23 protein-coding genes are annotated in these 26,020 nt (G+C 40.9%); 3 read left to right on the top strand and 20 right to left on the bottom strand.

Annotation, left to right across the window (positions count from 1 at the left end; genetic code table 11):
• Positions 1-173 precede the first annotated feature (173 nt).
• The 13 genes from H0266_RS14780 to H0266_RS14720 form a co-directional block, all read right to left on the bottom strand.
• Positions 174-422, bottom strand: coding sequence for a hypothetical protein (locus H0266_RS14780; protein ID WP_181473193.1), 249 nt, complete (start codon positions 420-422; stop codon positions 174-176).
• A 197-nt stretch (positions 423-619) separates the two neighbouring features.
• Positions 620-907, bottom strand: coding sequence for a TIGR04104 family putative zinc finger protein (locus H0266_RS19750; RefSeq protein WP_181473192.1), 288 nt, complete (start codon positions 905-907; stop codon positions 620-622).
• Between the two features lie 248 nt (positions 908-1,155).
• On the bottom strand, positions 1,156-1,650 hold the full coding sequence (locus H0266_RS14770; RefSeq protein ID WP_181473191.1) for a hypothetical protein: 495 nt from the start codon (positions 1,648-1,650) through the stop codon (positions 1,156-1,158).
• A 1,773-nt stretch (positions 1,651-3,423) separates the two neighbouring features.
• Complete coding sequence (locus tag H0266_RS14765) at positions 3,424-3,699, bottom strand: hypothetical protein (protein WP_181473190.1); 276 nt, start codon at positions 3,697-3,699, stop codon at positions 3,424-3,426.
• 81 nt (positions 3,700-3,780) lie between these two features.
• The gene (locus tag H0266_RS14760; RefSeq protein WP_181473189.1) at positions 3,781-3,960 is read right to left on the bottom strand and encodes a hypothetical protein; all 180 of its coding nucleotides are present in this window, start codon (positions 3,958-3,960) and stop codon (positions 3,781-3,783) included.
• A gap of 116 nt (positions 3,961-4,076) precedes the next feature.
• Entirely contained in the window at positions 4,077-4,412 is a 336-nt protein-coding gene (locus tag H0266_RS14755; RefSeq protein WP_181473188.1) for a helix-turn-helix domain-containing protein, read from the bottom strand.
• Positions 4,413-4,898: 486 nt separating this feature from the next.
• Positions 4,899-5,339 (bottom strand): hypothetical protein, encoded by a 441-nt coding sequence (locus tag H0266_RS14750; protein WP_181473187.1) that lies wholly within the window; start codon positions 5,337-5,339, stop codon positions 4,899-4,901.
• 80 nt (positions 5,340-5,419) lie between these two features.
• Positions 5,420-5,722 carry an inner-membrane translocator gene (locus H0266_RS14745; RefSeq protein ID WP_181473186.1) on the bottom strand — a complete coding sequence of 101 codons (303 nt, stop codon included), beginning with the start codon at positions 5,720-5,722 and terminating at the stop codon, positions 5,420-5,422.
• A gap of 193 nt (positions 5,723-5,915) precedes the next feature.
• Positions 5,916-6,119: a hypothetical protein gene (locus H0266_RS14740; RefSeq protein WP_181473185.1), complete on the bottom strand. Its 204-nt coding sequence runs from the start codon at positions 6,117-6,119 to the stop codon at positions 5,916-5,918.
• A gap of 1,004 nt (positions 6,120-7,123) precedes the next feature.
• On the bottom strand, positions 7,124-9,655 hold the full coding sequence (locus tag H0266_RS14735; RefSeq protein WP_181473184.1) for a bifunctional 2',3'-cyclic-nucleotide 2'-phosphodiesterase/3'-nucleotidase: 2,532 nt from the start codon (positions 9,653-9,655) through the stop codon (positions 7,124-7,126).
• Positions 9,656-9,837: 182 nt separating this feature from the next.
• A complete protein-coding gene (locus tag H0266_RS14730) occupies positions 9,838-9,996 on the bottom strand; it encodes a hypothetical protein (RefSeq protein WP_181473183.1) in 159 nt (52 codons plus the stop codon).
• A 154-nt stretch (positions 9,997-10,150) separates the two neighbouring features.
• Positions 10,151-10,582: a hypothetical protein gene (locus H0266_RS14725; RefSeq protein WP_181473182.1), complete on the bottom strand. Its 432-nt coding sequence runs from the start codon at positions 10,580-10,582 to the stop codon at positions 10,151-10,153.
• Positions 10,583-10,809: 227 nt separating this feature from the next.
• A complete protein-coding gene (locus tag H0266_RS14720) occupies positions 10,810-12,486 on the bottom strand; it encodes a restriction endonuclease (RefSeq protein ID WP_181473181.1) in 1,677 nt (558 codons plus the stop codon).
• A gap of 235 nt (positions 12,487-12,721) precedes the next feature.
• Here H0266_RS14720 and H0266_RS19715 point away from each other — a divergent pair, with 235 nt between their 5' ends.
• On the top strand, positions 12,722-13,582 hold the full coding sequence (locus H0266_RS19715) for a phosphorothioated DNA-binding restriction endonuclease (RefSeq protein ID WP_343063324.1): 861 nt from the start codon (positions 12,722-12,724) through the stop codon (positions 13,580-13,582).
• A gap of 128 nt (positions 13,583-13,710) precedes the next feature.
• Here the strand turns inward: H0266_RS19715 and H0266_RS19710 are convergent, their stop codons facing one another.
• On the bottom strand, positions 13,711-16,053 hold the full coding sequence (locus tag H0266_RS19710; protein WP_343063300.1) for a helicase HerA domain-containing protein: 2,343 nt from the start codon (positions 16,051-16,053) through the stop codon (positions 13,711-13,713).
• 10 nt (positions 16,054-16,063) lie between these two features.
• On the opposite strand from H0266_RS19710, the gene H0266_RS14705 reads away from it, so the two are divergent.
• Complete coding sequence (locus H0266_RS14705; RefSeq protein ID WP_181473179.1) at positions 16,064-16,390, top strand: hypothetical protein; 327 nt, start codon at positions 16,064-16,066, stop codon at positions 16,388-16,390.
• Here the strand turns inward: H0266_RS14705 and H0266_RS14700 are convergent.
• The 3 genes from H0266_RS14700 to dptF are packed head-to-tail and all read right to left on the bottom strand — an operon-like array spanning position 16,353 to position 21,719.
• Positions 16,353-18,119, bottom strand: a complete 1,767-nt coding sequence (locus H0266_RS14700) for a hypothetical protein (protein WP_181473178.1) — start codon at positions 18,117-18,119, stop codon at positions 16,353-16,355. The genes H0266_RS14705 and H0266_RS14700 overlap by 38 nt on opposite strands.
• Complete coding sequence (gene dptG / locus H0266_RS14695) at positions 18,100-19,479, bottom strand: DNA phosphorothioation-dependent restriction protein DptG (RefSeq protein ID WP_181473177.1); 1,380 nt, start codon at positions 19,477-19,479, stop codon at positions 18,100-18,102. The genes H0266_RS14700 and dptG overlap by 20 nt, the downstream gene beginning before the upstream one ends.
• A gap of 5 nt (positions 19,480-19,484) precedes the next feature.
• The gene (dptF, locus tag H0266_RS14690; RefSeq protein WP_181473176.1) at positions 19,485-21,719 is read right to left on the bottom strand and encodes a DNA phosphorothioation-dependent restriction protein DptF; all 2,235 of its coding nucleotides are present in this window, start codon (positions 21,717-21,719) and stop codon (positions 19,485-19,487) included.
• A 294-nt stretch (positions 21,720-22,013) separates the two neighbouring features.
• Between dptF and H0266_RS14685 the strand changes: the two genes are divergently transcribed.
• Entirely contained in the window at positions 22,014-22,259 is a 246-nt protein-coding gene (locus H0266_RS14685) for a helix-turn-helix domain-containing protein (protein ID WP_181473175.1), read from the top strand.
• 237 nt (positions 22,260-22,496) lie between these two features.
• On the opposite strand, the gene H0266_RS14680 is transcribed toward H0266_RS14685, so the two are convergent.
• The 3 genes from H0266_RS14680 to H0266_RS14670 all read right to left on the bottom strand — a co-directional run bounded on the left by H0266_RS14680 (position 22,497) and on the right by H0266_RS14670 (position 25,999).
• Complete coding sequence (locus H0266_RS14680) at positions 22,497-22,934, bottom strand: very short patch repair endonuclease (RefSeq protein WP_181473174.1); 438 nt, start codon at positions 22,932-22,934, stop codon at positions 22,497-22,499.
• Positions 22,935-23,036: 102 nt separating this feature from the next.
• Entirely contained in the window at positions 23,037-24,335 is a 1,299-nt protein-coding gene (dcm, locus tag H0266_RS14675) for a DNA (cytosine-5-)-methyltransferase (RefSeq protein ID WP_181473173.1), read from the bottom strand.
• Positions 24,336-24,496: 161 nt separating this feature from the next.
• Positions 24,497-25,999 carry a Sau3AI family type II restriction endonuclease gene (locus H0266_RS14670; RefSeq protein ID WP_246364040.1) on the bottom strand — a complete coding sequence of 501 codons (1,503 nt, stop codon included), beginning with the start codon at positions 25,997-25,999 and terminating at the stop codon, positions 24,497-24,499.
• Between the last annotated feature and the right edge of the window lie 21 nt (positions 26,000-26,020).

Raw genomic sequence — 26,020 nt, 5'->3', positions numbered from 1 at the left:
TGCGTATCAATTCACATCACAACCACCTCCTTTCAGCATAATAAAAAGCCAGCATTAGATGCTGACTTTTAGTCTTTCATATTCAATTAAAGCCCCCATTTTCAGGAAGACTTGAATCCAAGATATAATTTAAGGATAGTTTTACTTTAATGCTCTTTCTCTCAACAATTCTTTTATCCTAAATATACAATTTCTCCATTTTCCTTTTTGCATCGCATCGTAATTTTCCCCACCTTTTGTTCTGGATTGTCATATCCATTTTCTACTTCTTGAAATAGTCTGGATAACAGAGTTTCTACTTCTCCTAATGTTGTATCTTTAGACAGATTATGTACTTCCATTAATTCAACACCTTTATGTGCACCTGCCGTACCTTGGACTTCAACCTCTCCAAATGCTTGAACTTCGATTTCTATTTTCATATTCTTCATCTCCTTTTCATCTCCTTAAAACTATTATTGTATTTAATAATTAACTTCCCAACATGTACAATACTTGCTCTCTTGTTAGTACAACGAGCAATAACCCCTATTTAAGTAAAGCCCCCGTTTCATGAAGACATGAAATCAAGATAAACCTAGAGACTCATGATTCTATTATCTGAGAGATATTAAACCGTCTACTTACTCGTCATCTTATAATTAGCCACAAAAGGAGTTAAGACCATCCCTGATAGAAATATTAATAAACCTATCAATAGTGTAAAAATAGTACTTTCGAAAGGTGTTAAAAACAACCCGAATACAAGGAATGGCACAACACTTAAGAGCGTTACTTTTAATTTCGAAGGAAAATCAATTTTATGGGCACAACTACAATTTCTACATTTACTAAAACCATGAAGGAAATTTGCCTTTAAAATTTCACCCCACCTAAACTGGGTATGACAACACTCACAACTAGTCATAAAAAAACACCAACTTCAAAATATTTAAAAAAACTAACCATTAATTTTCATGATCAATCAAATCAGATAGAACAATCGCCCCCTAAAACGGAAGACTCAGATCTGAGAGATCTACTACCTAAAAAAATTACTTTTTCGACGTACTAGTACTATTAATGGTCATATATACTAAAGTCGGATATAGGTACGGTGGAAATCCTTCTTTCGAAGAGCTAATGTTTAAAAAATAAAACTATTTTTAGGTGCACTCACGTTTTCTCCTCGATTTTCAATACAAAACCTACTGTTTTAGACCCTTGAAATTCTCCGTTTTCATTCCAGGAAGCGGTCATCAAAAAATAATGCGTCCCTTCTCCATACACCTCAAATCGTTGATCTTCAAAGGTCCCAGATTTGCTCGATGAACCCACTAGTTCAATGTAAGACAACTTATCTGGCTTCTCCCCATCCACTTCAATATCGATCACTTTTCCTGGGAGAACTCCTGCTGGCTCGATTCCTTTTGTCTCTTTCTTGATATCGATGCCGCCCGTAATGTTGGAAGGGAACGCAGAACTCTCTGAACAGTTCTCTACCCAACACTCATACTTCGTTTCGAAATTGATTTTGTCCGTCCCCTGCTTAAGGGTAAATGTAGGTTTTTCAAGAAGAGGTTCGACTTGCTCGCTTTCTTTATTGGGCTCTGTATCTTGTTTGCTGGAATCTCCATCGTTTTGACACCCGGTGAGCACTACCGATATCACAAAAACAAGTGAGAATAATCGTTTCCTTGCATTCACTTTTCCACCTCACAATATTCCTCTCCCTTAGTTTATAAGTTTGGTTCATGATAACATCTAAATTACATTTTGTACCACAAAAATGGAGGCGACTATTTTATAAGATAATCGCCCCCATTGATGGAAGATTCAATATCAAGACAAACTAACTTGAATTGAATGAATAAATATAAGAAAAGGAATTTTTTACTTAGACAAATCCCTTTTCTTATCTTCATCATCATCGCTCTCTTCACTTCCCCAATCATAACCTGATTTACCCCAATAGATAAGAAATACAGCTGCTGATACAATCGATAATATTGTTATAATTAACTCGATATTAAAACCACCTTTTCTCCACTATTAAAAATTCTCTTATTTTACATACGATACCAATCCAATTTAGTTTCAAAATACCTAATATCTCGAAACTGAGTCTTCAACTAACCTGCCCCATTCTTGAAGACTCAGTTTCAAGATACCTGCTTCATATTTTGCATAAATTAATATTCTGGTTCATGTATTACCATAATATTTGATTTAAGAAATGTAAGACCAAAAGCAACACTCAATAACGAGTGTTGCTTTTGGTCTTACTCAATTCACACTAATTCACATCAGATTTCTTATGCCTCTTAACAGGAATCCTCTCAAATCCACAAACCTGACTCTGTATGTGATGTATTTCGAGTCTATATCCTGCATCCTTGCGATCTTGATGTTTCTCGGGCTTTTTGCGGCGCCGGTTCTCGGTTTTCTATCCGGGACGGTTGTTCGAGAGTGTAAGAAGTCTGTGTTGATGCTGGTGAATTTTGGCTTCTGATTTTCATGAATTATGGTCTCGTATAGTTTAAGAACTGATTCTTCCCATGTTGATTTCCCTTATATGTGCTGTAACAGAAGTAAGTGCGAAGAGGGTGTGCCTCCAAAGGGATCGCGCCCCAAAGAAAAGGAAAAAACACGAAGATCAGCGATATTTTCGCATACTCGCCACCGTTTCCCTCAACGATCGACCTCGCCACATGGTTGTAGAAATCACCGCTTCCAGCATAAGAACGATTCACTACAAACGCATCACGCAGCCGCACAACCGCCTTTCTTCCAAGTCGTTCGTCCCCTTCTTCCTAATCCGCTCATGGTGCCCACATCCCAAAGCGACTGTTCCAATCTCTTCAATTGGTCTGAGATTTTCTCTTTCCGTTTGAACAACAGGCACATTTTCAAATAATACAAGTGTAGAATCAAATAAAGGCGTGCATAAAAGCTTTTAAGATTACCTCAACACCCTTTCCATTAGACATTTACACCATTTGATTGGAAACCTCGCACTTCTAACTATTCTAAGAACCTAAAGTCTAATTCGAAATATGTAAGTGTAACCTTCTCATTACGATACACCTATAATCCTTAAAAGACCTATGATATGGTGTGAGTGGAGGGATAGATAGTGGATGAATACAACATTTTTCTATGGTGCACGGTAGTAGTCAGCTCATTATTTGGATGGATTTTATATTTTGTAATCGGAGCGGGAGCGTTTATCATTCCTGTTATAGCTCTCCTCATTCTTATATCCATTCAGATAAATCAAGTAGTGAGTTTATTGAGGCATGAAAAGTCGTAAACCAAACGGCTTTTCATTGTCACTCATAAGGCTCCTTATCTGAATTATATACTCCTGTATCGATATCTTCTCCAACTAATTGACTTAAATCTATATGGACTCTCTTACTCTTCAGGTGAACAAAAAAGCAATTAATTTCGCTCTTCCATCGTTCTCTTATATTCCATACCTAAAATCATTAGACCGATGATCGTAATTATTATTCCTAATACGAATGGGAACCCTAGAAATAAAGACTGTACAACTTCATTTCCATATTGTTTATCACCAAAAATCGCGTACCATAACTTCGACTTACCAGACCATGCCGTAATCTGAGTTGCATAAATGGCTCCTGACAATATAATCGTTAATGTTATTAATAATCCGCCCAACATTAAAAATCCGCCAATTACGATTCTCTTCATGTAAAATTTCCTCCAAACAAAATCTCGAGGTAACTAGGGTTGACCTTTAACTAACGCCTCTATATATAGTATCGCAGCATACTACCCTATGAATATTTGCAATTGCATGATGTAGGGAAGGACGAATATCAAAAACAATCCAATTAACATATGGATCATATATTTCTTTCTTTCCTTCCCTTCTTTCAACTCCCACAGACCACTCATGACAGAGTATAAACCCGTCATAAATACTACTGCCGATATCAACAGCCACCCCATATCTTCTCTCTCCTTTTTACTGTTTTTCTTAAGCACAACTGATCTGTAACCACTACAGGCGATGGCCGATATTCAGCTATCGCCTATGGTAGTTGAATATTTTCATTCAAAATATATCACTCAAATGCTGTTGCATCCGCTTCTGCCAACCACTCATCTATAGCTTCAACAGGAAAGTAGTACTGATAGCCGATCTTTATGTAAGGGATAATGCTCTCAATATCGTCGCCATTTCTTTTGGGCATGATCTTTTCTAATTCCTCATCGCTTATACCTAAGTAACTCTTCAACTCTATCGGGCTCATCAATTGCTGTTGCGCTGGTGCTTGTGCGTTCACTGTAATGGGTTTAGCTTGGTTTTGTTCTTGTAATGCGTTTGACACCATCCAAGCTCCAGCCAAAACACACACGCCTAAGAATATAAGTGACACATTAATGGTTAGGTGCTTCATAACATTCTCCTCTCGATTAATATAAATGAGACTTCACAAGTACCAATTATTTCAAAGCAAACGTAGAAACTCAATCTTTTCCACAAAAAAAGGGGATTATCTCTTCTTCAGATAACCCTCCTTAAGCTTATGACTCGATATCATTGCATTAGATTATAGAGCAGAACAGTTCACATCACGATTACAGCCATAGGGCATAATTAGTCTCTCCTCAGTTCCTCAAGAATTTCTTTTAGGTACTCATTTCTTTCTTTTGTCCTATTAAGAATAGTAATCAGAAAATATAAGGCGAAACCAATTATTCCTAAGTAAAATAGTATATTTAGAAATCCGAAAACAACAAAATGATCCACTTAACCTCTCCTATTCCTGTTTTCAAATTCTCCTTACTTTTTGTTAAAACCCACTTATCTTACGTGATCATTTTCCAAATCAACTACTCCGTATGTAACATAAAGTATTATATTGAATTCAATTTTACTGTAATTAGAATCTTTCCTTAAACTCATTCAATATATGCTTTTTAAGCTCTACCTTTTCCTCTCCACTCAATTCGCTTCCAACAGGAAAAAGGGTATCTTGCTTATAAGTAAAGTCTTCAGGAATCATCGATGTTAGTGGTTCATCTGACTCCTTTGTGACATCACCATCTTCGGTAGTGGAATGAGTCAGGATCGTTTTAGTATACTCCCTATCCTTTGAATAGTAATCTTCAATTTTTCTTGCCTCAACTCTACGTAAGTCTCCAGACCCTTGCATGATGATTTGGGAATTGATTGCTTTATAAGCACCTACTTCATCCCCCATAGTTTTTGCGATAAAAGCCTCGATCTTCTCATCTTCACCCACTTCATCGTTATTTTCTGCACATGCAGGAACGATCAATAGTAAAAAAATAAGGAAGACTATGAAAATAGGTTTTTTCAAATTTGCACCACCATTATAAAATCCAACTACTCAAATATTTAAAACACGTCACAGAGGAATCCTCGTGACTTGGCTTCTTCTTATGTTTGAGTCTTTTTATTAGAAAAGTAGCTTCCGATTATTAAGGCAAGCCCTATCAAGAAATGTATCAGGCCATTATACACTATGAGACGCCCCATACCTGCTGCCAGAACCCCTCCCCACGGGTCGGAAGCAGCAAGAACGAAAATTGCACCAACAGTATAGCCGACCACAACGCCGAGGAATGCTAAAAGAATACCAGAAGCCCCTAGCGGAAACAGCCCCTCCTTTTGCCATTTAATCATGAATATATTCGCTGCGATTAAAAATGCCGCAAGAAATAAATACATTAATGCTACCAAAGAACTCCTCCTGACAGTATGTCTAATATAAGTGGAAAAGGATGATTTTTCGAAAATATTAATTGCCATACCTTACTTATTGGTCTTCATAACGGGTGTTTATCTCCATACCACTCAAAAACCCTGTTCTACATTATATAGAAGGATTACCACTTTTAATCGACAGACTCGACATCAAGATAGCACCGAGGATTTATTCTTTTTTTCTTACGTGTATGTACTTTTGTGTGTTCATCCCCGCATTAAACACCGATACAATCATGATGAAATAGAAGAGTACCCGAATAGGCAAGAACCTTTCCTCACCCGTAAACTGAATAAATGAGAATGAATAAATAATAAAACCGATGGCAGCTACTAGGATTAAGACAAACTGTCCTTTTATAGACTTAACCATTACTTATAATCACCCCTTATCGTTTTCAGACTTTGTTTCCAATAGTGGAAATGTTAACCTACCCCAACACCACTGATGATACAACGGTTACTCGATTGCGCAGGCACCACGATCACTGTATTTTCACTATATCACCCCCCATCCAAATAATACCAATATCTTGTGATGATTCCAAACTCAAGTCTTCCACTATCATTCCCTCTTTCAACCACAACTACTTCTTTTTGAAAAGCCACGAGCGTGCTTCGATGAATGACAAGAGGATGCCCCCATAGGAAGCACACCCTCATCACCCTTATTTCTGTTTCAGCATATACAATACTTTCGCTGCCTGCGCACGGTTGGCGTCCGCTTTCGGGCTGACCATGTCATGGTTACCGACCATGAAGCCAAGCTCATGCACCGCTTAATAAAAGTGCCTGACCCCCAGCCTTTTACAGTGGTAAAGCAATGGGGGGCAGGCACTCTTTTTGGATGCTTCACACTCACATCAAGGTCACCACCTTGATCCAAAAGAAAAAGCCAGCAATGAATGCTGACTTTTACAAACCTTTTTCATCCTGAAAGATATATACAGTAGAGTGAGATAACCAAATCATGAGTAATCTCTTTCATCGAATCGTTCAGACTTACTACGAGCAGAGGGGATTCCAAGAAGCACACGAACTACTCCAATCACGAGAAAGATGATAACTACGATTAATGCAGCTCCCATAATACCACCTCCCCAAATAGATGTAAGACTGAATTCTTTTCATCTGGAAAATTATTCCTTTGATTAATTTTCCCTTACTTGACTTATGCAAACTTATTATACGCTTTTTAAAATATATGATTACCTTGAAGAAAATTTCACTTGGGACGTATAAGATTCCTTCTACGTCTTAAAAGAAATCTCTCGAATCTCAGTCTCCCACTATCCTGCCCCTTTTTATAAAAGCCACAAACGAGCTTCGACAAAAGAAAAAAGGATGCACCCCATAGGAAGCACACCCTCATCATCCTTACTTCTGTTTCAACATATACAACACTTTCGCTGCCTCTCCCCTGTCGGCACTTGCCTTTGGATCGAACTTGTCATGATAGCCGACCATCAGCCCTAATTCGTGGGCGGCATCTACATCAGCCATGAACAACTTACTGATTTCAGCCTCATCTTCATATTCCACATCCGTCGTAGCTTCGAAATCTGTATCGTTTTTCACATTGTACGCATTCAGAAGAATATGCGCCATCTGCTCTCGCGTAATCAGCTTCCCTGGTTTGAATGAGGTCTCTGAATATCCATGGATGATGCCATGCTCATAAGCAGCGGCAATCGCATCAGCAGATCGGGCTGAGACATCTTGGAACGGTACCTCTTCTTCGTTCTCAAGGCCGAGCATCCGAACAATCAATTCTGTGAATTGTCCACGCGTCACAGGATCTTCAGGACCGAAGTTTCCATTTCCATAACCGAAGATGATTTCATCCTCGACCAGATCATAAATGTACGATGCTGCCCAATGACCATCCTCGCCTTTCGCCACATCATCAAAGACAATCTCTTCCCCGTCATCACTGTTCAGATCCATCGAGTACACGGCAAAACCATCATCACGTGTAGCCAGATAATCGACACGATCATTGTCTTCCGCATATTTCTGCGCTTTCGGCGAAGAAACGAACGTCAGTGTCGCGTCTCCTTCCACCGGTGCAAACGACCAGTTTCCGTTCGCTTGCGGATTGATGGAGTCGCTGTCCTGAATGTAATTGACGAGCACTTGACGGTTCTCGTCCGGAGAATCGATGACGACATTATCCCCATCTGGATTCGCGAACTTCGACGTCGCACGGTAGTTGTTGGTCGCAACGAGGAATTCCTGCTCCGGATCGATCGGCTCCCCTTGGAACATGACGTTCTCAATTCGGCTACTGTCGTTGATTTTCTCCCCATCATTGTTGTAACGCGGCGCTTCCGTGACATCAATTTGATACGTCAAACCGTCAATCACATCGAAGTTGTAGCTGCGGAATTCAGGGTTCACAAGCTCCTGCTCCTCATCCAAGCTAGGGTCCACTTGATTGAACTGGCCTGCGCTCCACTCCAGCCATTCGATCACTTGAGCCCCGTTGATTTTCACAGCTTTCAACGTGTTCGGATATTTGTACAGCGACGTCGTATCTTTGATTGCCAAGCCGCCTGCCGGGATATCCGTAAAGTCGCTCACCCCATCACGCCCCGCTTTGAACGGCGCGGCAGCGGATAGGACAGGTAGACCATCCAGCTCCGTGCCTTGGATGTATTTCTCGACATACTGCTTCTGTGCATCGTTGACGATTTGGACCGTCGGATCATCTTGGACTTGGGCAAAATAACTGTACAGTGGTACTTCCGTTTCTCCTACTGGAGTCGCCACATAATCCTGTGTTCCTTCGTGGTCGTCTTTGACGGCATCAAGGACGTCCTGATCGGCGTCCACTAAAGCTTCCCCGTTCTCATGATCATAGATCGGCTTCGTGGAGGCTTGCCCATTCGTCACCGTCCACTCCCCGTCGACTTTTTCAAGCTGAAGATCGATCATACCGAGATCAGAGCCCCAGAAACCGGCCTGCGTCGTTGCGACGCCGTTGATCGTTCCCTGGTCGAGATTGATGTTGTATTTGCCGTCGAGCTCCGCATAATCCGAGCTCGGGAAGGTCTGGTGCGAGTGACCGAATAGCAGCGCATCGAAGCCATCTACTGTCGACAGCTGATACGTCGCGTTTTCAGCCCCGTCCACGTATTCCTCCTTCGAACCGAGTCCCGAGTGGGCGATACCGACCACGACGTCCGCTCCTTCTTCCTTCATCTGCGGCACGAACTTCTCAGCTGTCGCTTTCAAGTCACGCGTCTCGACTTTGCCTTCCAGGTTGTCCTTGTCCCACGTCATGATCTGAGGAGGAACGAATCCGATCACACCGACCTTGATCGTGTGCGTGTCGCCGTCTTCATCCGTCACTTCTTTGTCCACGATCACATACGGGTCGAAATAATTCTCATTATTCGTCGGATCATCATCCTCATCCGCTTTATAGACGTTCGCATTCACATAGGGGAAGTCCGCACCTTCCACGGCTTTTTTAAGAAAAGTCAGACCGTAGTTGAATTCATGGTTCCCGTAGTTCCCCACATCATAGTCTAGTAGATTCATCGCTTTATAGACCGGGTGTACATTCCCGTCCTCATCCAGTACTTCCTCGTTCACGATGTAATCCGCCATCGGGTTCCCTTGGATCAAATCCCCGTTGTCGAACAGCATCGAGTTCTTCGCATTCTTCCTCGCTTCATTGATCAACGTCGCCACTTTCACGAGTCCGACCGTCTCATCACTCTGGTCACTGAAATAATCATAGTTCATCACATGGCTATGTATGTCCGTCGTCTCCATCAACTGCAGATTGACGACATCCTTGTCCTCTTCAGCTGCGAATGTCGCAGATGGCGCTACGCTCGATACCGTCATGCCGAGTGCGATGGCAGCCGTCGTCCACTTCCAATGATTTCTTTTCCCCATTTTCATCTCTCCTTAGATGTAATGATGTATACGTTTTCATTTTACATGATGGTTTTGGCGATTTGAACCACTTATTCCATTAAAATACAAGGTTAAGTCTTTTAGTCCATACAAAATAGAGACGAACAGGAATTCACCTGTCCGCCTCACTTAAGTACATTCCGTTTCTCTCTGGTCGTCCATCAATCGCTAACGTTCTGTTTCATTATTTTATACTCCAAATAAGCCCAATACGTAGACACCAGGGTGACAGACAACATGACAATGAAAAATGCAAGAGTTGCCCTCAAACCGACAAAGTGCAGGATGACGGCCACACCCAATAGAAGGGTTGTTGCCATCCTCAGTCTCCGTGCTTTCCTTTTTTGGTGTGACATATGCAATCCTTCCTTCCGTTATTCAAAGAGTCCATTTAAGTCTTTTGAAAAATCACCTGAACCTCAACCTTGTTTCAGCCTATTCAGTAATATCAGCACCGGAAGCAGTATGTCCGAACTAGACGAGACTGTAATTCATGAAAATCAGAAGTGCGACATTCACCAGCATCAACACATATTTCTTCCATCCAGGAACGACCATCCCCGAAAAGAAACCGAGAATCGGCGCCGCAAAGAGCCCGAGGAACACCAAGATCGCAAGGATGCCGGAAATAGACTCAAAGTACGCTACGTACAAGCGGATTCCGCCCCAAAGAAAAGCAAAGGCAACCACAAAGAACAGCGAAATCTTCGCGTACACCCCACCATTCTCCTCAACAAGCGATCTCGCTACATGTTGGTAGAAGCCTTCATTCCCTCCTTGAGATCGATTCGCTACAAATGCATCACGCAGACGTTTGCCCATCTTGCTTCCAGGCTGCACGTCGCCTTCTTCGTAATCCGGGGTCATGGTGCCCGCATCCAAAAGCGACTGTTCCACCCGCTTCATCTGGTGGGATATTTCTTCTTTCCGTTTGAACAACAGGCACATTTTCATATAGTACAAGAGTAGAATCAAGTAGAAGCGCGCATAAAAGTTCTTGAAAATACGTTGACATCCTTTCTCTTTTCATCCGTCATTGAAGCCGAATGCCCTTATAAAACCTTTAGCACCGCCTTGAGGTTATAGGTTCTCTCATTTATGTTGTGGTTCAATAAACCTGTAGCGCTCATGAATTATTTAGACTCTTTTTCTTTTAGTTCTATTTTTGCCTCTTTCAAGTCAATTTTTGCTTTGTGACCATGTCTCTGGAGAAGATGAAGCAGATTATTACCATTTAACAAAGTTAAGGGTTTGTCTTTGGCAAATGAATAAGCATCAGGACCATAATCAGCTGTGGATACCAATATTCCTTTTGTTGCACCTTCATTCATTACCGTGCCATATAAGTCACGAACAGCAGACACCCCGACCACATTGGTGTACCGTTTTGCTTGAATGACCATTTTTCCTCCTCTTAAGGGGTCAGGATCAAATGCAACCGCGTCTACACCTCCGTCTCTACTTGCTCTAGTTATCTTAACTTCGCCCCCACCTTGATTGAACTCTCTTTCAAAAAGTTCACGTATAAGGTTCTCGAAGTCCTGCCAATCCATTGCAGCGATGTTCATACTTTCATCGATAGTCTCCGCTACAGCATAAGATGATACAAATCTTGGATCATCTCTATCTATCTTAATGATTGGTGCTACAGGAGATAAACTATGAAGTTTGCTACTTCCTATGCCTTTTAGATTCTTAAAGCAAAGCTTAGGATCGACTTGGCCAAGATTAATTTCTTCAAACTCTTCTTTTCCAGCTTGCACAGACAAAATGCACGCGTTAACTTCTTTGCCAGTCGCTTTATCAATTGAATTGACCCATCCATTGAAAACAATAGCTTCTAAGGCACCAATAGTATCTGCCTCAAAAAGTTCATGCATAGAGCGAAGGGTAATGTTATATAGCAAAGTATCATACATCTTTCTCTCTGCAGTAGCTGATAAGTGCACATCTTTCAGTTCATCTCTGGATTGAACATACTTAACTTCTTTTAACGTGGGTACATCTCCAGGAGAAGGAAGTGAATAGTCCACAATCAATATCTTTGTCTCGGGATTGTAATCAATATCAAACTCTTGAGGAAATTCGTCTGGATATTCGGAGTTCGACAATACCATATCGCAGTAGTCAATTACTGCCACAGGATCTTTAAGTAAGTAATTCTTCCTTTGTTGTTCAATAGCTTCGTTGGTTTCTTTCTGATATAGTTCAAACTCCTTTTTCTCTTCCTCCCATTTTTTCATTTCTTCTTGGTATTGTTCATCTTTCAACTTATTTTGCTCAATGATTTCTTCTTTCTTTTCTTCCCATTTCATGTGTTCTTCATTAAATTTTTCTTCCATTTGTTTTTCTTTTTTTTCCTTCCGAGAAGAAATCATTTTATCTAGTATGTTTAACTGGGGTTGATAAACTTTATCCTCCATATTAGGTTCAGGTGGGCAGGAAACATCTTCAGGTGGTGTCGGCTGGGGTTTGTCGAATTCCCTAGTGTCCTTTAAATTTTCCCAGTCAATAGCATCATCCACGCCCAAAGTATGTATTAACGTACTTTCGATATTTTTAAGCTCTTGTTCAGCTTCTTCTGTCTGGTACAGTGCATAGGATTTCTTTTCTTCTTTTTCCTGTGCTTTTCTTTCTCTAGCTATTCTTTTTTCTTCGGCATCTACTTTCTTCCTCCACATTTCATTCCATTGATTCAGTTGCGCTTGTGCTTTTTGTTCAACAACATGTCGCTCTGCACCACGAATAACCCTATATTTATTAAGGCCATCGTGCTTGATTTCTACTTCATATACGTTTCTGTAGGACATAATTCTCCTCCTGTACTTTTGAATTCAAGAAATTTGATGTTAAGGAACGCCAAATTTCTTAGTTTATTTAACCTATATATAAACTAATATATGTTATTTTGAGGATTAAGAATAAATGTTACATTGTGGTAAAATCATCATATCAACCTACTAAATACTATTTTACCATTATTACCTATTTATGTAATACAATCATCTCTGAAGTAATAGCAATCAGCCGAAGGAGGAGTATCTAATTCAAAAAGAAAATCTCATTCAAATCATAACAAATTTAAAAGTGGCCAAACGCTTTGATGTACGTGCACCGAATAAGCCATTACTTCTTCTCTATGCACTTGGGCAATTCATAAAAGGTCATAAACTAATCCCCTATGAGAGTACGCATCCTAAATTAAGAGAATTACTGCTAGAATATGGACCACCTGTCAAAAACGATGTTACGACTGAAGACCCCTTTGTTCGATTGAAAAATGATGGTCTGTGGAGAGTCACACCAGATATCGATCACAGGAAAATTAGCAGAAAATTACTTAGAGAATTAGATGTTCATGGCGGATTCACAAATCAAGTCGTTCATCTGTTTGAGACTAATCCTTCCATAATACAAGAGGTAGCAGGGGCAATATTAGAAAGAAACTTTCCTGAAACTTATCATGATGAGTTGTTGGCAAAAGTAGGGCTAGATATTGGTGTTAGAACATATCGAAAGAGGGACTCAGTCTTTAGGAGAAAGGTTCTTGAAGCTTATGAGGAACGATGTGCTGTTTGTGGTTTTCAAGCGAAAGTGAATGATTCAGTAGTGGGAGTGGAAGCCGCTCACATTAAATGGCACCAAGCTTACGGCCCAGATACCGAAGAAAATGGCCTTGCACTGTGCTCTTTGCATCATAAGCTTTTTGATAAAGGAATTTTCACGGTGAGACCTGATAGGAAAATTGAGATAAGTCAACTGGCAACAGGAAGTGGTATGTTTAAGGAAATGGTTATAGACTTTCATCAAAAAAACATTCGGACTCCATCTTCGCATCTTTATTTGCCAAGTAGAGAGTTTACGGACTGGCATGTGAAAGAGGTTTATAAGGAATATTATGAATAATACAAAATGCCAGGCTGACGATAGCCTGGCACTTTGTATTTAGACTGATTACATAACTTCACAACAGAAAAGAGCCAGGTTCAAATACATCAAACCTGGCTCTCTCAAATACTTATTAACTCATTAATTTATAACCTTTCACCTAAAGACGTGATATCCACTACAACAGGAATAGATCCTCTTAGCTCACCATCTTTTCCTTTTGCCGGACCATGCACGATGCATTGACCTTTGCTGAGGTTCATAAGCTTCTCTTCCCATTGCTTACGACTAGGAGTGTCGTGAGCGAAGGATGAAGCGATATTGGAAACCTCATTCTCCGTAGGGTTGAAGTAGATCTTCTGAGTCGCATTCTGCAATCGGCTCAAATGATCGCTGGCAAAGCCTTTCATGAATTGAGTCGCAAACCATCCAGACCAACCGAACTTACGTCCTTCAGTCAGAATCTTGGAGGTTGGTGAATCCCCACTCATATCCAGACGTTGCATCTCATCCAATACGATTGGGAATGGTTTATTCTTACTTCCATGTTGAAGCTTATAATACCATAAATCCCATAAGATGAATTCCGTTATCATATTCTGAACGTCAGGTGAATAACCCGTCAATTGAATGATGAAGACCTTGCCTTTCTCTTTGTCGAGAAACGACCAATCGAATTCTTCTTGGTAATCGAAAGGATTTTTATCGATGAGAAGGTTCATTTGTGAAAGAGCAGTTTTGGCTGGACCCGATCCGTCTTCATCCAAGAGCTCACCTAATCTAGGGAGACTCATTCCTTCATCATATAGTTGCATACCTTTGATTACAGCTTGATAAATCGCATTCAGTTGTTGTATTCCAAGAGAGTCATAAATGGAACTTATGACATTCTTAATGCGTTCTGCCACATCAGAATCATCCTCAGGTATATGGATATCTTCATCCAACATCTTCATATTCCTTTTGAATGGATTCACAGGGAACTTTTGCGCTCTCACTATGAACTGTTCTAGGCTATCACCAAGATAATCTTTGAATTCATCCTCTAGCTGCGACTTCTTATACCCATCCGTGTAATCGATGATGATGCTTGATAGGCCTCTCTTTGAAAGCTCCATCAACATGCATTGTATGAAATAGGTTTTACCTTGACCGGAACGACCGACAGTGAACATATGCCTATTCGCTAACCCTTTGTCACCGAACTCCCAGTACACGTTTGCATTCGATCCTCTCACTGTTCCGATCGGGACCCTGATATCTGCCAAATCCACCTTTTCATCTACATCATCAGGGGCAGGTGCAAGTGGAGGTTCAGCCCCATCTTCCCCATCCATCGCTTGGTCTTCACCATCGTCCCCGACACGGTTTTCTGGCTCTTTCTTTTCTGACTCATCATTTTGTGTATCTTCAACCACTTCTTCACTTTCATCTGATTCGTCTTCATCAGAAGGCGGGAATGGAAGTTCTGCAGACTCGTCTTTGCTTTCTGAAGCCCCTTCTTCCAAGACGGACGAATAACTGTGGGATAGTAAATTCTCCGGAATCAAATCAAGTCGTCCCTCTACCATTTTCCTGCGAATTTCTTCGCTGGATGTTGTGATACCAAGGTACGCATCTTCTTCCAGAAGAGTCAGCAACAATAAGTCTCCATCTTTGACGGAAGAACGATAAGGGTACTCTTTTCTGAAGGTCAGTACTGCCCCTTTTCCTATATGTGGTTCCAGGTGTTCTCCTATTTCGAATCCATCATTCAAAAATCGGGATTTCAGATTTTCTACATAGTTGAAGGTATCATCATCCCAAAGTCCATTCGAATGTAATTTCTTCACGTTTGATAAGAGCAGTTGAGCAAAGAAATTCCTATAGAATTTCTTCTTAAATTCATCTTCACCGTTATGTCGAAGATGCTGGTTGAATAGTCGCGCTGTCTGATCGATTTGGACACGTGCCTTTTGGGTCTGAAGACCACCGATTTTCACTTCAATCGGATAGAAATGCAAGAACAGCTTCTCTCCTACTTCTTCTATACCGATCATGAGTATGTCATCGCTGTGCTTACCTCTTGACTGCAGGTTGGACGCAGAGAACAGACCTTCTACCTTTGTAAGATTCACAGCCCCAGCTACACGTAAGATTTCTTCCAGAGAAACCGGTACCCATGTTATGTTTTCATGAGTGAAATAGCTCTCCGCATATTTCATAGCGGCTACGATACTTACTTTCTCACGGGCGAATTGGCCTTTGCTTCCGATGATTCTCAATAACCATTCACCATTGATGGCATTGAAGGTCTTTATCGCTGTATCTATTTTGCCTTCCGATACTGGCACCCCATAGTCTTTGAGATATTCCTCGATGACAACCTTATATTGCTCGGATTTATCCGTGACCGTAATCGCATCATATCTGTCTGAAGATGTATATTGGTCACTATAATGGATCACCAACAGATTCTCTGCAGGCTTCTGGAAGAATTCTAAATCCACGCCTGGATCGATGAACGTCACCCTTCTCGCTTTTATTGATGGTGACTTGAGAAAGTATGCTTCCGACTATGTAGAAAGCTTCATAGAGGAAGTCGGTAATATCGAAGAGCACTCACTGATGGACAAATCCCAGAAAGATTTAATGAAATTGGGCTTTGTACGAAACCGTGAGAATATATGGATGACTCCTTTCCATCCAATGAATATAGCCTATCAATTGAAAGTGAATGATGAATTGGAAGATGAAGAAGTAGGTGTTCATATCCTTAACAGGCTTCATCCTCAGAATTTACTTCCTTTCATCTATGCAATAGATCCGAATCACGAAGTTCATTAAGAAAGTCACTGTAAGCTTCCTCCACTTTTTCAGGGAGGGACAACTCGACTTTTTGCAACCTTCCATATTCGATTGTCGCGCACCGCATATCCTGTTCAATCCAGTCGTGTTCCATCATCAGTTTTTCCTTGAAACTATCATGAGGATAGGCTTCGAATGTCCCTTGCTTCAAGCGGTTTTCAACTAATCGGAAGGATTGTTGAAGCTCCCTCTTCAACTTCCATACCCTATTGGTCTGAATCGGTGTGCTCCTGGTTTGTTTATCATTGATTTGGACTGGTATATGTACACCACCAGCTACCAAATCGACAGGTAGAGGACCTTCTCCCCAAGCGGATGTTTCTATGCTCAGCTTGGATATGACGTCAGGTTTGATTTCAACCATTTGATCCGACTGACTTATCGGAACCTCTTCCTCTATTTCTCCTTCACCTATGACGATTTCATCACTTTCATATTGAAGTGAAATCGAGGATTTATTTTTTGTCACTTTCAGGTCATAAGAAGTCTCTATACCCTTCAGTCTTTCTTGTGGGAATGGGACGACACAGAAGTAGAAAATATAAGTAGACTTGTTATCATTCTCATGTTTGTACCTCAAGTGGTAAAACCCGGGTTCAGCTTGATAAACAGGTAAAGTCACTTTGAACTTTTTACCGCTGGCCACTGCATTTACATGAGAATCCTTATTCCTGTTGTACACATAACTTTTGCTGAGATAGTCATCGAATTCGAAAGTCATATCTACAAAAGCTTCGCCGTGATTTGCGAATATGATGATATGCCTCTTTCTTTGTCCGGCCTTCGTTTCTCCAGAAGGTTTTTCCCAATAGTTCACATGCTTATTCAATTTTTTAGTTTCCGTAGACTTATATGATAATATTTTTGTCTTATTTTGATCATAAGAATCTTTGACCGGTTTGAATTCGGTTTCTTCCCAACCGTCTTTCTTCAGCTTACCAGCTATGTTCTCATCGAAGATTTTTTCCAACTCAGTCTCTTCATTTCCATACTCGTGAACCCTTTGGACACGGTCGAACAGAACAGCGTTGTCATCTAACCTTTTGCGTATTTCATTGACTGGCAGGGTGGAATCCTTACCGATTTGATTGTCAGGAAAAAGGCCTAACGTTTTGAAATCCTCTTGCTCGATTTCACCTTTATCCAACAAACTGAGGACCTCCACATAATCCCACAAGGAAGGTTGAAGAATGACATCATCCAACTTCTTATCCAAATGGTATCGGAGAACCTCCTTCTCAGAAGATGATAGAGTTCCGCTATCCTCCAACTCTTTTTTCAGATGGGTGGTCAATGACTTCACATGGAAAGGCATTCCTTCTCTTTGTAAATCGCTGCTTCCACCACGGATACTATCTAACGTCTCATGACATATGCTCAATAGGGCTGTGTTCTTCCACTGACCTCTTTGCTCCCCTACTTCATTCCTCAAGGTTACAAGGAAATCCGGTGTCACGTCTCCGATTGTAGCTGCAACGACCAATTTGACATCCCCGATTTTCAGAGAAATTGTATGATAGGGGTTACCCTGTTCATGTTGGTAAACGAACTCCTCGCTTCTTTCCATTTCTTTCAATTGATCATAGAAATGTTTGACTTCACTTCTCTCATCGAACTGGAGATAATATCGTTCCCCACCTTCTATATCTTGATAGTCTAAGAACTCGATCAATCGGTTGGATAAATACTTATAGAATCGGTTTAACATACTGCGCATCACCACTATCACTTTTTTTCTCGATCAGATTCAATTTGTCGAATAATTCCTGTATCGTTTCACGGGATTGTCTATCGAAGAACAACCCACGCTTCTCCAGTTCTTTGAAAAGTTGTTTAAGAGACAACTTTTCACTTCTCACGCATACAGCGGTCATCAGCAAGAGGAAATCCTGTGAAACATTCAACGTATGCCCTAAAGACCCTCGGGTTTTGAGGAAGTATTTTTTCCCTATCTGTTCGACTCCTAGAGCGTACCTGGATTCCGTACCTGACCTAGAAGGTTGACTATAACCTTCTTTGATGGTGTAAAAAAGTTCTTTGACAAGGTCATGAACAGCCTCATCGTCTTCCAAATCCACTTCTTCTTTAAGAACAATGGAGGCATACTCTCTGATCCACTCACTTATAGCCTGTTTAATGGATTCCTGTTCATCTGGAGACGCACTCTCGTACAATTCCAAAAGTTCCAAGTAATCCGCGTTCTTGGTCTCGAATATGAAATTGAGATGCTCCAGAGTATTGACATGGACAAGTAAGTTCCTGACTGCTGTTTTCACCTGAGAATAGCCTCTCTTATATGCAGCTCTATTCTTGCTGGATGCTTCCCAATCCAGATTGTAATACAACGGTGTAGGGCCACTCTTATCGGCTTTATCCATTTGGTTCACTTTCATAGTGAATTGAGTGATCGAGAAGAAATAGTAATACGCCAACAATAGCTCGAAATATTGAATGAAGAAATCCTTGTGATGACTAAGGAAGTTCAAGTCTTCCTTGAAGAAATCACTTACATATTCCAAAGGTTGAGTGTATTTATTTTCTATCTCGTCTTCATCCAACGCAGGCATGTGTTCACGTACCAATTTGATCAGGACATGTTCTTGATCCGTCTTATCGAACACTTCACTGAATACGGAATTGTCCCGTTCTAAAAGGGCATCATTCAGATAAAGCCCGATACTTTTCTCTCCGACCGCCTCTTGGTTGTCACTCAAAGGTACATATTTGTACATGAAAGGATGTATCACCTTCATACCTTTTGACCCGGAGATGAAATTTCCGATGACCTTTTCGAAATAAGGTTCATCAGAGGAATCCATCCTCACTTCTGCCTTGATATGTTCTATGACTTTTTCCGTTTCTACAGGCTTATCTATTTTCAATCCTTCTGAATTCCTTATGAACTCACCGACAACCGGAAGAAAGCCATCATTGAATTTAGCCCTCTCAGGGTTACGGGTCTGAAAAGGAAGGAACGATGCACTTTTATTGATGATGTGCGAAAGTTCCCTTTTCTCCCCCTCTCCCTTTACCCTCAAGGATTTTCTCAGTTCTGTTAAACGTTCCAATATATTCACGACTCCCTGCTGAATGTGTACTCTTCAAAATTATGGTCATATTCTAAGCGGAAGAGTTTGTCTTCATCTTGGTCTTCGATCAGTATCACCTTTTGTTGGCTTCCTAGAGGTAATAGACGTTCAATGAATTCTACGAATTGAATAGCGTCTTCTTTATCTTTTTTACTTAATCGATAACCTTGTCTGACTTTACTCAAAGTCTCATAAAGTGGGTAATCGATTTCCACTGCTACAGTTTCATCATCTGCTTTGTACCCTATGATTATGGACATAGTGAACCGCTGTAATTTGCCCTCGCGCTTCTTCGGAACGTACTCAGTCGATTTATCCAGATCCAGTTTTTCAGCTATACGCATGAAATCAGTCTCTTCATCCAGGTATAAGAAACCTTTTTGAGGAGCTCCCTTCCATAGATATAAGGATTTCCACACTTCATGGTACATCCCTCTCAAGCTCTTCAAGTCCCCACTATTGAAAGCATACAAATAAGAAGTGAACTGACTGTATTCCTCATCTTCAAATTGCTCATTCAATTCTGAATCGAATAAGAACGCGCTGCGGACGAACATTTCGCCGACCTGTTCTTTCGATTCCTTATCTAGATAGTAGATAGAACCTACTGAAGAAAGGAGGTCGATCCACACCACAGCTGAGGGATCTGTAATCACTTTCCTATGGAAGTCTGAAAGATCAGTCGTGTTATATAAGCCTATCAATTTCTCATCTATCTTCTGGGACCTGATATTGAGCGGGTCCTGTGAGGACACAGCTTTGAGCAACCCTGAACGCTGTCTTCCTTCGAAAAGAAGACTTGGTAAAAGGTAAGGTAGCATATCTATGATATCTGAAGAATCCATGTCTTCTATGGAAGTAGGCACCAGAATATCATAGATGAAATTGAGAAGCGCTCTAGTCGATATGATGACTTTTTCTTTGATTACCGTTTCAACCAGCAATCTTGAAATGGAATCCCTTACAGACTCGGCTCTCAACATTTTGTAGTTCATCAATATCGGATGGTTCCAGTCATTCTCCATGTCTTTCTTATATGCTTTATAGAATGGGTTCTGATCACTTTCAGAAACAATCCGTTCAAGCATCGTATCGATGTATGGCGAAACAGCACCACTTTCATGCAATTCAAACTCGTGATAGTCACCGAAGTTCACCAAACTGAAAACGGAATGGTCGATTTGCTCATCGATTCCAGTATCAAAAACACCACTCTGATCGATGAACTTCCTCAATTCACTATAGCGTTCTTCTGCATAACCAGATTCCATGAAGTTATGAAGTACACCAAGGTTGATTGCTAAAATCATTTTCTTGTCGCTGGTGTGAATATTCTCATCATCAAAAGAGGACAGGACATCTGCTAATGTATCCAACGAATCTTTTTGAGGATCGAAGCTTTCCGTCGCATCATTATGGATGTGGAAATCTTTCATCATATCCGGATATGTAGACTGCAGGTAAGCGAGCAGGTGTGATTTACCATCTCCGACGCTACCGCACAGAAACACAAGCTGAGCATCACCTGAAACAGATGCTTTCCGGAGTGATTCCTCCAAACTTTCCTGAATAGGACGTTCTATATGCAGATACCTTTTGAAAGGACTCAACGATTCGAATCCTTCTATCGCTTCCTGGGAAGATTCTCGTAATTTATTGAGCTGGTACAACAAATAGCTTCCATACTGTTTCTTGGTGGTGAAGTCCTCCGAAAGTACCGGCTTCTCTTCCCTTTCTTCAGAAGAAGGTTCCTCCTCTGATGGAGTTGCGCCTTTGCTCAGGAAATCATTGAAATGCTTCTTCAACATGGCATACATTCTTTCCTCATCGTCCTCGGGTTGCGGATCTCTATAAGAAGGAATTTTCGCAGCCAATGGACCATAGCTTTCTACATACCAAACAGATATTTCATATAGACTCTTATGAACTTTCAGAGCATCCATCATTGGTAGGGCTTCCAATTCGTGCGCCGAATGGTTCCCCCTTCTCCTGATTCGGTCGAAAGCTTTATTGATATCTCTCGTTATGACGCCTGAGTGATATAATCTGCTCACTTTCTCAGCAAGATTGGTTCTTTCCGGCACTTCCATTTCTTCATTTTCCAAAATAGAATCCACCATGCTCTCAATCAATTTCCGAGCTTTTATAATGGCTGATTCTTTATCTTTGTAAATCGCTTTTTCTATTTCAAAGCTGACATCTGTCCATTTTTCGGACACATGACTCAGAAAACTTAAAGCATGGTCATGTCTTTCCATTCAAACACCTCTGAGTTATATATTAAGATACATATCAACAATTAAATTCTGAATAATAATTCGTTGAAGTGTACAAATACCAATATACACATTATAACAAATTCCATAGTCCATTTAATGTGGAATCCTTTGGATGTTCAATATTATCCATTTGATCCTATTCAGTACAATTCATACTGGATTAAAATCAAAAACCGCCCTTAATGTGACTGTCAGTCCGTGGTCACTCATGCCAATCAATATGATGATTTGCACATGGACACTAATAAAAGTAAGGATATCAAACATTTTTTGGGTACCAGACTCAGAGAAATCAGAATAGCTAAGGGGTTATCACAAGAAGAACTAGCATTCAGGGCGGGGTATGATCGGACATATATAAGCGGTATAGAGCAAGGGAAAAAGAACCCATCCCTAGTAACCATAGGGAATATCGCAGCTTCTCTTGAAGTCCCTGTTCACTTATTATTCATAGAGTCTTCCCCGAAAGAGAATCACTGACCATCTGCTTCTCGGCCGACCAATAAGAAAGGTAGTGACTTTTTGCAACCATTCAAAAGGGAATACATACGTGTTCCAATTAGAGAATATGTATTAGTGATGGAACTTTTCCAGGGGGACTCATGCACGGTCATTTCTCATATCGGACAAGTTTCTTACAAATTTGAAGGCAATTCCAGAACAGAAGCAGTTAAAGGATTGTTGGATTTAATATCAGAAAAAGGGGCTCACTGAACATCAAGATTCAGTAGCCCCTTCCTGTTTTTTGGATTCATCTATGAATTGAGCAATCCATTCAATCGTTTCTTCGAACTTACCCTTTTTCAAGTCATGCTCCCACACTCTTAATATATGCCAACCTTTTTCTCTATAGTATTCGTTGTCACGTTTATCGCGGGCCTTGTTCTTCTCGAACTTGTTCTCCCAAAATTCCGTATTCGTCTTCGGAGTGGATCCATGTATGGGACACGCATGCCAATAGCAAGAATCAATGAAAATGACGATTTTGTATTTCTGGATGACGATATCCGGAGTACCCCTCAATTTCTTAACGTTCTTCCTGAATCTATAGCCTTTATTCCAGAGAGCCTTACTCACTTTATCTTCAAGTTTAGATTTAGCTTTGATTCGGCTCATCGTCTTTTTTCTCTGTTCCTTAGTCATTATATCCGTCATAGATCTTCCTCCCCAAAATCTGGTTGTTATATAGTCATTGCCCGGAATGCTTCATTCGATAACTTTCCAGTGTGTTTTGGGAATAAAAAAAGCCGACCGCTCTTAGCGATCGACTCCTGTTTCGAATAAATCCAGTTGCGAGACATGATCTTCTTCCTCTTCTTCTTTATGAAGCTTCAAAATCTCTTGTCCTATTTTTTCTATGATTCCTGTGACCAAGGCATTACCCATACAGAAATACCTTGTCCGTTCCGGCATGAAACCTTCTGTCCAGTTAGGTGGGAACCCATTCAGCATTTCCGCTTCAAGCGGAGTGATGAAACGGATTCTTCCCGTATTCAAGTCCTCTACGACATGTGAACTTCGGTTCTTAGTCCCTTCACTGGTAAGCATAGTACGGCTAGGAGCATCAAGGTTCTCTGGGAACGCCATGCCACCTTCCGTATAATAGTACTCATGTCCAGTCTGAGAGACCCTTTTTTCTTTTTTGGCACCTTTCTGATACTTCATCTCTTCGAAATCAGAGCGGCCTTTTTTATTTTCATTGTCGTGCTTCAAATAATACTTCTCATCCACTTCGCCCTGAATTTCATCAGCTTTCTCGAGTATCTCCCGTAATGTAACAGGTGATTCATCTGAGTCTGGGATGAGTTCAGCACTATAGATGTCACTGCCAATCAAGATACCACTGTTCTTGTATGGAAGCGAGAAGTGGTCCGACACTTCTACAATATCCTCAGGAAGAATCGCTGCTTGATCAGGGTGGCGATGATTGTGTTCTTCCTTCACAGGAAATTGTTTCACGAAGAACCCTTTTGAATGAAGGATATCTTCTGGCCCTTCGTTCTGAAGACGTTGTGCTATCAGAGTCGATTTGTGGAATGCGAAGATGAATACACGGCGTCTTCTTTGTGCGAACCCATAATCTGCAGCATTGATCACTCTCCACTCTACGAAGTACCCCTCGTCCCTCAAACTGGCGAGCATGACAGAAAAGTCACGTCCCCTTTGCTTTGATGGAGACTTCAAGAGTCGATCGACGTTCTCCAGAAGCAAATACTTCGGTTTACGGGATTGGACGATATTCATGATTTGCCAGAAAAGAACACCCTTTTTACCTTGGATCCCACTCTCGCCTGACAAAGTCCGTGCTACCGAGTAATCCTGACAAGGAAACCCACCTACGAGCAAATCATGCTCAGGGACTTGAGGCCAAACTTCTGCTATATCCTCATTGGAATGCTCACCCGAATCGAATCGGCTCGTGTAGCATTCGAACGCTGGCTGTGATTTCGTTGATGGTTCCCACTGATTCGCCCATACTGTATTGAATTCGTGACTGGCTTTTTCCAAACCTATCCTGAAGCCGCCGACACCGGCGAATAGTTCTACTACGTCCATAACACCGAACATCCTTTCGGTTTTTTATATCATTATACATTATAATTGAAATGACTGTAAAGATCAAATCGTGTCGTACAAAAGAATATTTTATCATAGATGAGTAGGCTGTGACCATCATGTGATATGGAGTAAAAACTGGATTCTACAGGATAAAGATACTACTCTTTCAATTCCGCATCCAGCTGTTCAAGTATATAGTTGTTGTTCAACCAGAACGATTGTTTTGTCATCATCCTCCCATCAGGGAGTTCGTCTCCGCACTTGCGATCATTTCCGATAATTTCACCATCGCCTAATTCATAATACCTCTTACTGGCGTGTGGACGTATGTGAATGACAGGATTATCACTCTTTTCCGGAAAATTGTTTTCAACCGTGAATGTCTTCCCGTTTTTAGAGGGCTTCTTTTCAAGGTGAACCCCTCGACGCACAATATCTTGAATCTTCAACCAGCCATCACGTGCAGCTTCCAAATCTTCATTATTGATGTTCCAAAGTTGCGCCCCTTTCAGCACATACTTGTCGCCATTCTTTTTGAAAACCACGAATAGATAGCGTTTTGAACTCAAGTCATTGTAGAAATCCGATTCTTCCCATTCTTGATATTCGAATTCTTTGAAGCTGATAGAAGGAAAAGAAATACTCTCCTTCATACTTCCGTTTTCCTCTATACGGATGGCTTTCACTTCAATGTTTGCTTTTACGAACTCTTTTGCACTGTTGGACCTTACACCCAACATCCTATATGCCAAAGCGCTCCAGAAACTCTTCGAACGTGAATTCAATCCGAGTTCCTTCTTCAATTGCTCATCAGTTTTTCCTCGGTGAGCATTTATTTTATCGATGATGAGATTTTCGAATGACTGCTCCTTGAGGTCTTGTGTATCTTTCAAAATAGATTCATATGTATCTACTTTCTTTAAGACATATTTGTTCAGTACATAGGTCATATAGGATTGTTTGAAACAGAACGCCCGTTTCCTTGCTTTGGATTCTACAGCATAGTATTTCTGAGGGACTGTACTTTTCTCAGCATTTGACCCCTTAGTGCAAGCCCCCAAGTACATCGTATCCCCTTCAGAAAGTTCATGGGCTTTGCCATCTTTTACTTTCGATATGATTTTTTCGTAGTCCTGTTCAATGATTTTCATGTCCTCTTCCGGTGGTGAAAAAAGCGTCACATAATCAATCGGATAAGCAGTCCTCGGGATTGACCGATCTCGCAAATAATGAATCAATAGTGATAGGTTGAGCTTGTTGTACAGATGTGAGGAATAAAGGTTCTCCTCAACTGCCTTCTCATAGCTGATCATCGAAATGACCAGTCGTTCTCCTGCCGAATAGCCACCTTTCTTCCCTATTTCATAAGGGGTGACCTTCAACTCCACGCCAGCCTCAGGGAAATCAGCTTCCTGATTACTATTCAATTCGTAGCCAAAGTGGAATTTCTCAATCAAATGTCCGACTCCACCTTTGTAGCCTGGCCTATTCACTTTTCCGATGGTTTCTTGTTTCAGTTCATAGGATGTTTCGGCCTCTCTGATAACATCTGCGAAAGTACTTCCTATAAGTTTTTCTCCATACTCTTTTATACTTATGGGATCTTTTTCATCATAATTAATCTCCATCACCCCTACTAAAGTCGTGGTTTGATTATACATGAAATCGTTTTACATTTTAAG

Source organism: Halobacillus locisalis (genome assembly GCF_013694105.1).
Lineage (GTDB): Bacteria > Bacillota > Bacilli > Bacillales > Halobacillaceae > Halobacillus > Halobacillus locisalis.
This window is presented reverse-complemented; position numbering and strand designations above follow the sequence as displayed.

Excerpts from the sequence above, each read along its gene's own strand:
- H0266_RS14780 (WP_181473193.1), bottom strand. The coding sequence starts at position 422 with ATGAAAATAGAAATCGAAGTTCAAGCATTTGGAGAGGTTGAAGTCCAA.
- H0266_RS19750 (WP_181473192.1), bottom strand. The coding sequence starts at position 907 with ATGACTAGTTGTGAGTGTTGTCATACCCAGTTTAGGTGGGGTGAAATT.
- H0266_RS14765 (WP_181473190.1), bottom strand. The coding sequence starts at position 3,699 with ATGAAGAGAATCGTAATTGGCGGATTTTTAATGTTGGGCGGATTATTA.
- H0266_RS14760 (WP_181473189.1), bottom strand. The coding sequence starts at position 3,960 with ATGGGGTGGCTGTTGATATCGGCAGTAGTATTTATGACGGGTTTATAC.
- H0266_RS14755 (WP_181473188.1), bottom strand. The coding sequence starts at position 4,412 with ATGAAGCACCTAACCATTAATGTGTCACTTATATTCTTAGGCGTGTGT.
- H0266_RS14740 (WP_181473185.1), bottom strand. The coding sequence starts at position 6,119 with ATGGTTAAGTCTATAAAAGGACAGTTTGTCTTAATCCTAGTAGCTGCC.
- H0266_RS14735 (WP_181473184.1), bottom strand. The coding sequence starts at position 9,655 with ATGGGGAAAAGAAATCATTGGAAGTGGACGACGGCTGCCATCGCACTC.
- H0266_RS14730 (WP_181473183.1), bottom strand. The coding sequence starts at position 9,996 with ATGGCAACAACCCTTCTATTGGGTGTGGCCGTCATCCTGCACTTTGTC.
- H0266_RS14725 (WP_181473182.1), bottom strand. The coding sequence starts at position 10,582 with ATGAAGCGGGTGGAACAGTCGCTTTTGGATGCGGGCACCATGACCCCG.
- H0266_RS14720 (WP_181473181.1), bottom strand. The coding sequence starts at position 12,486 with ATGTCCTACAGAAACGTATATGAAGTAGAAATCAAGCACGATGGCCTT.
- H0266_RS14705 (WP_181473179.1), top strand. The coding sequence starts at position 16,064 with ATGAACGTCACCCTTCTCGCTTTTATTGATGGTGACTTGAGAAAGTAT.
- H0266_RS14700 (WP_181473178.1), bottom strand. The coding sequence starts at position 18,119 with ATGTTAAACCGATTCTATAAGTATTTATCCAACCGATTGATCGAGTTC.
- H0266_RS14685 (WP_181473175.1), top strand. The coding sequence starts at position 22,014 with ATGGACACTAATAAAAGTAAGGATATCAAACATTTTTTGGGTACCAGA.
- H0266_RS14680 (WP_181473174.1), bottom strand. The coding sequence starts at position 22,934 with ATGACGGATATAATGACTAAGGAACAGAGAAAAAAGACGATGAGCCGA.
- dcm (WP_181473173.1), bottom strand. The coding sequence starts at position 24,335 with ATGGACGTAGTAGAACTATTCGCCGGTGTCGGCGGCTTCAGGATAGGT.
- H0266_RS14670 (WP_246364040.1), bottom strand. The coding sequence starts at position 25,999 with ATGTATAATCAAACCACGACTTTAGTAGGGGTGATGGAGATTAATTAT.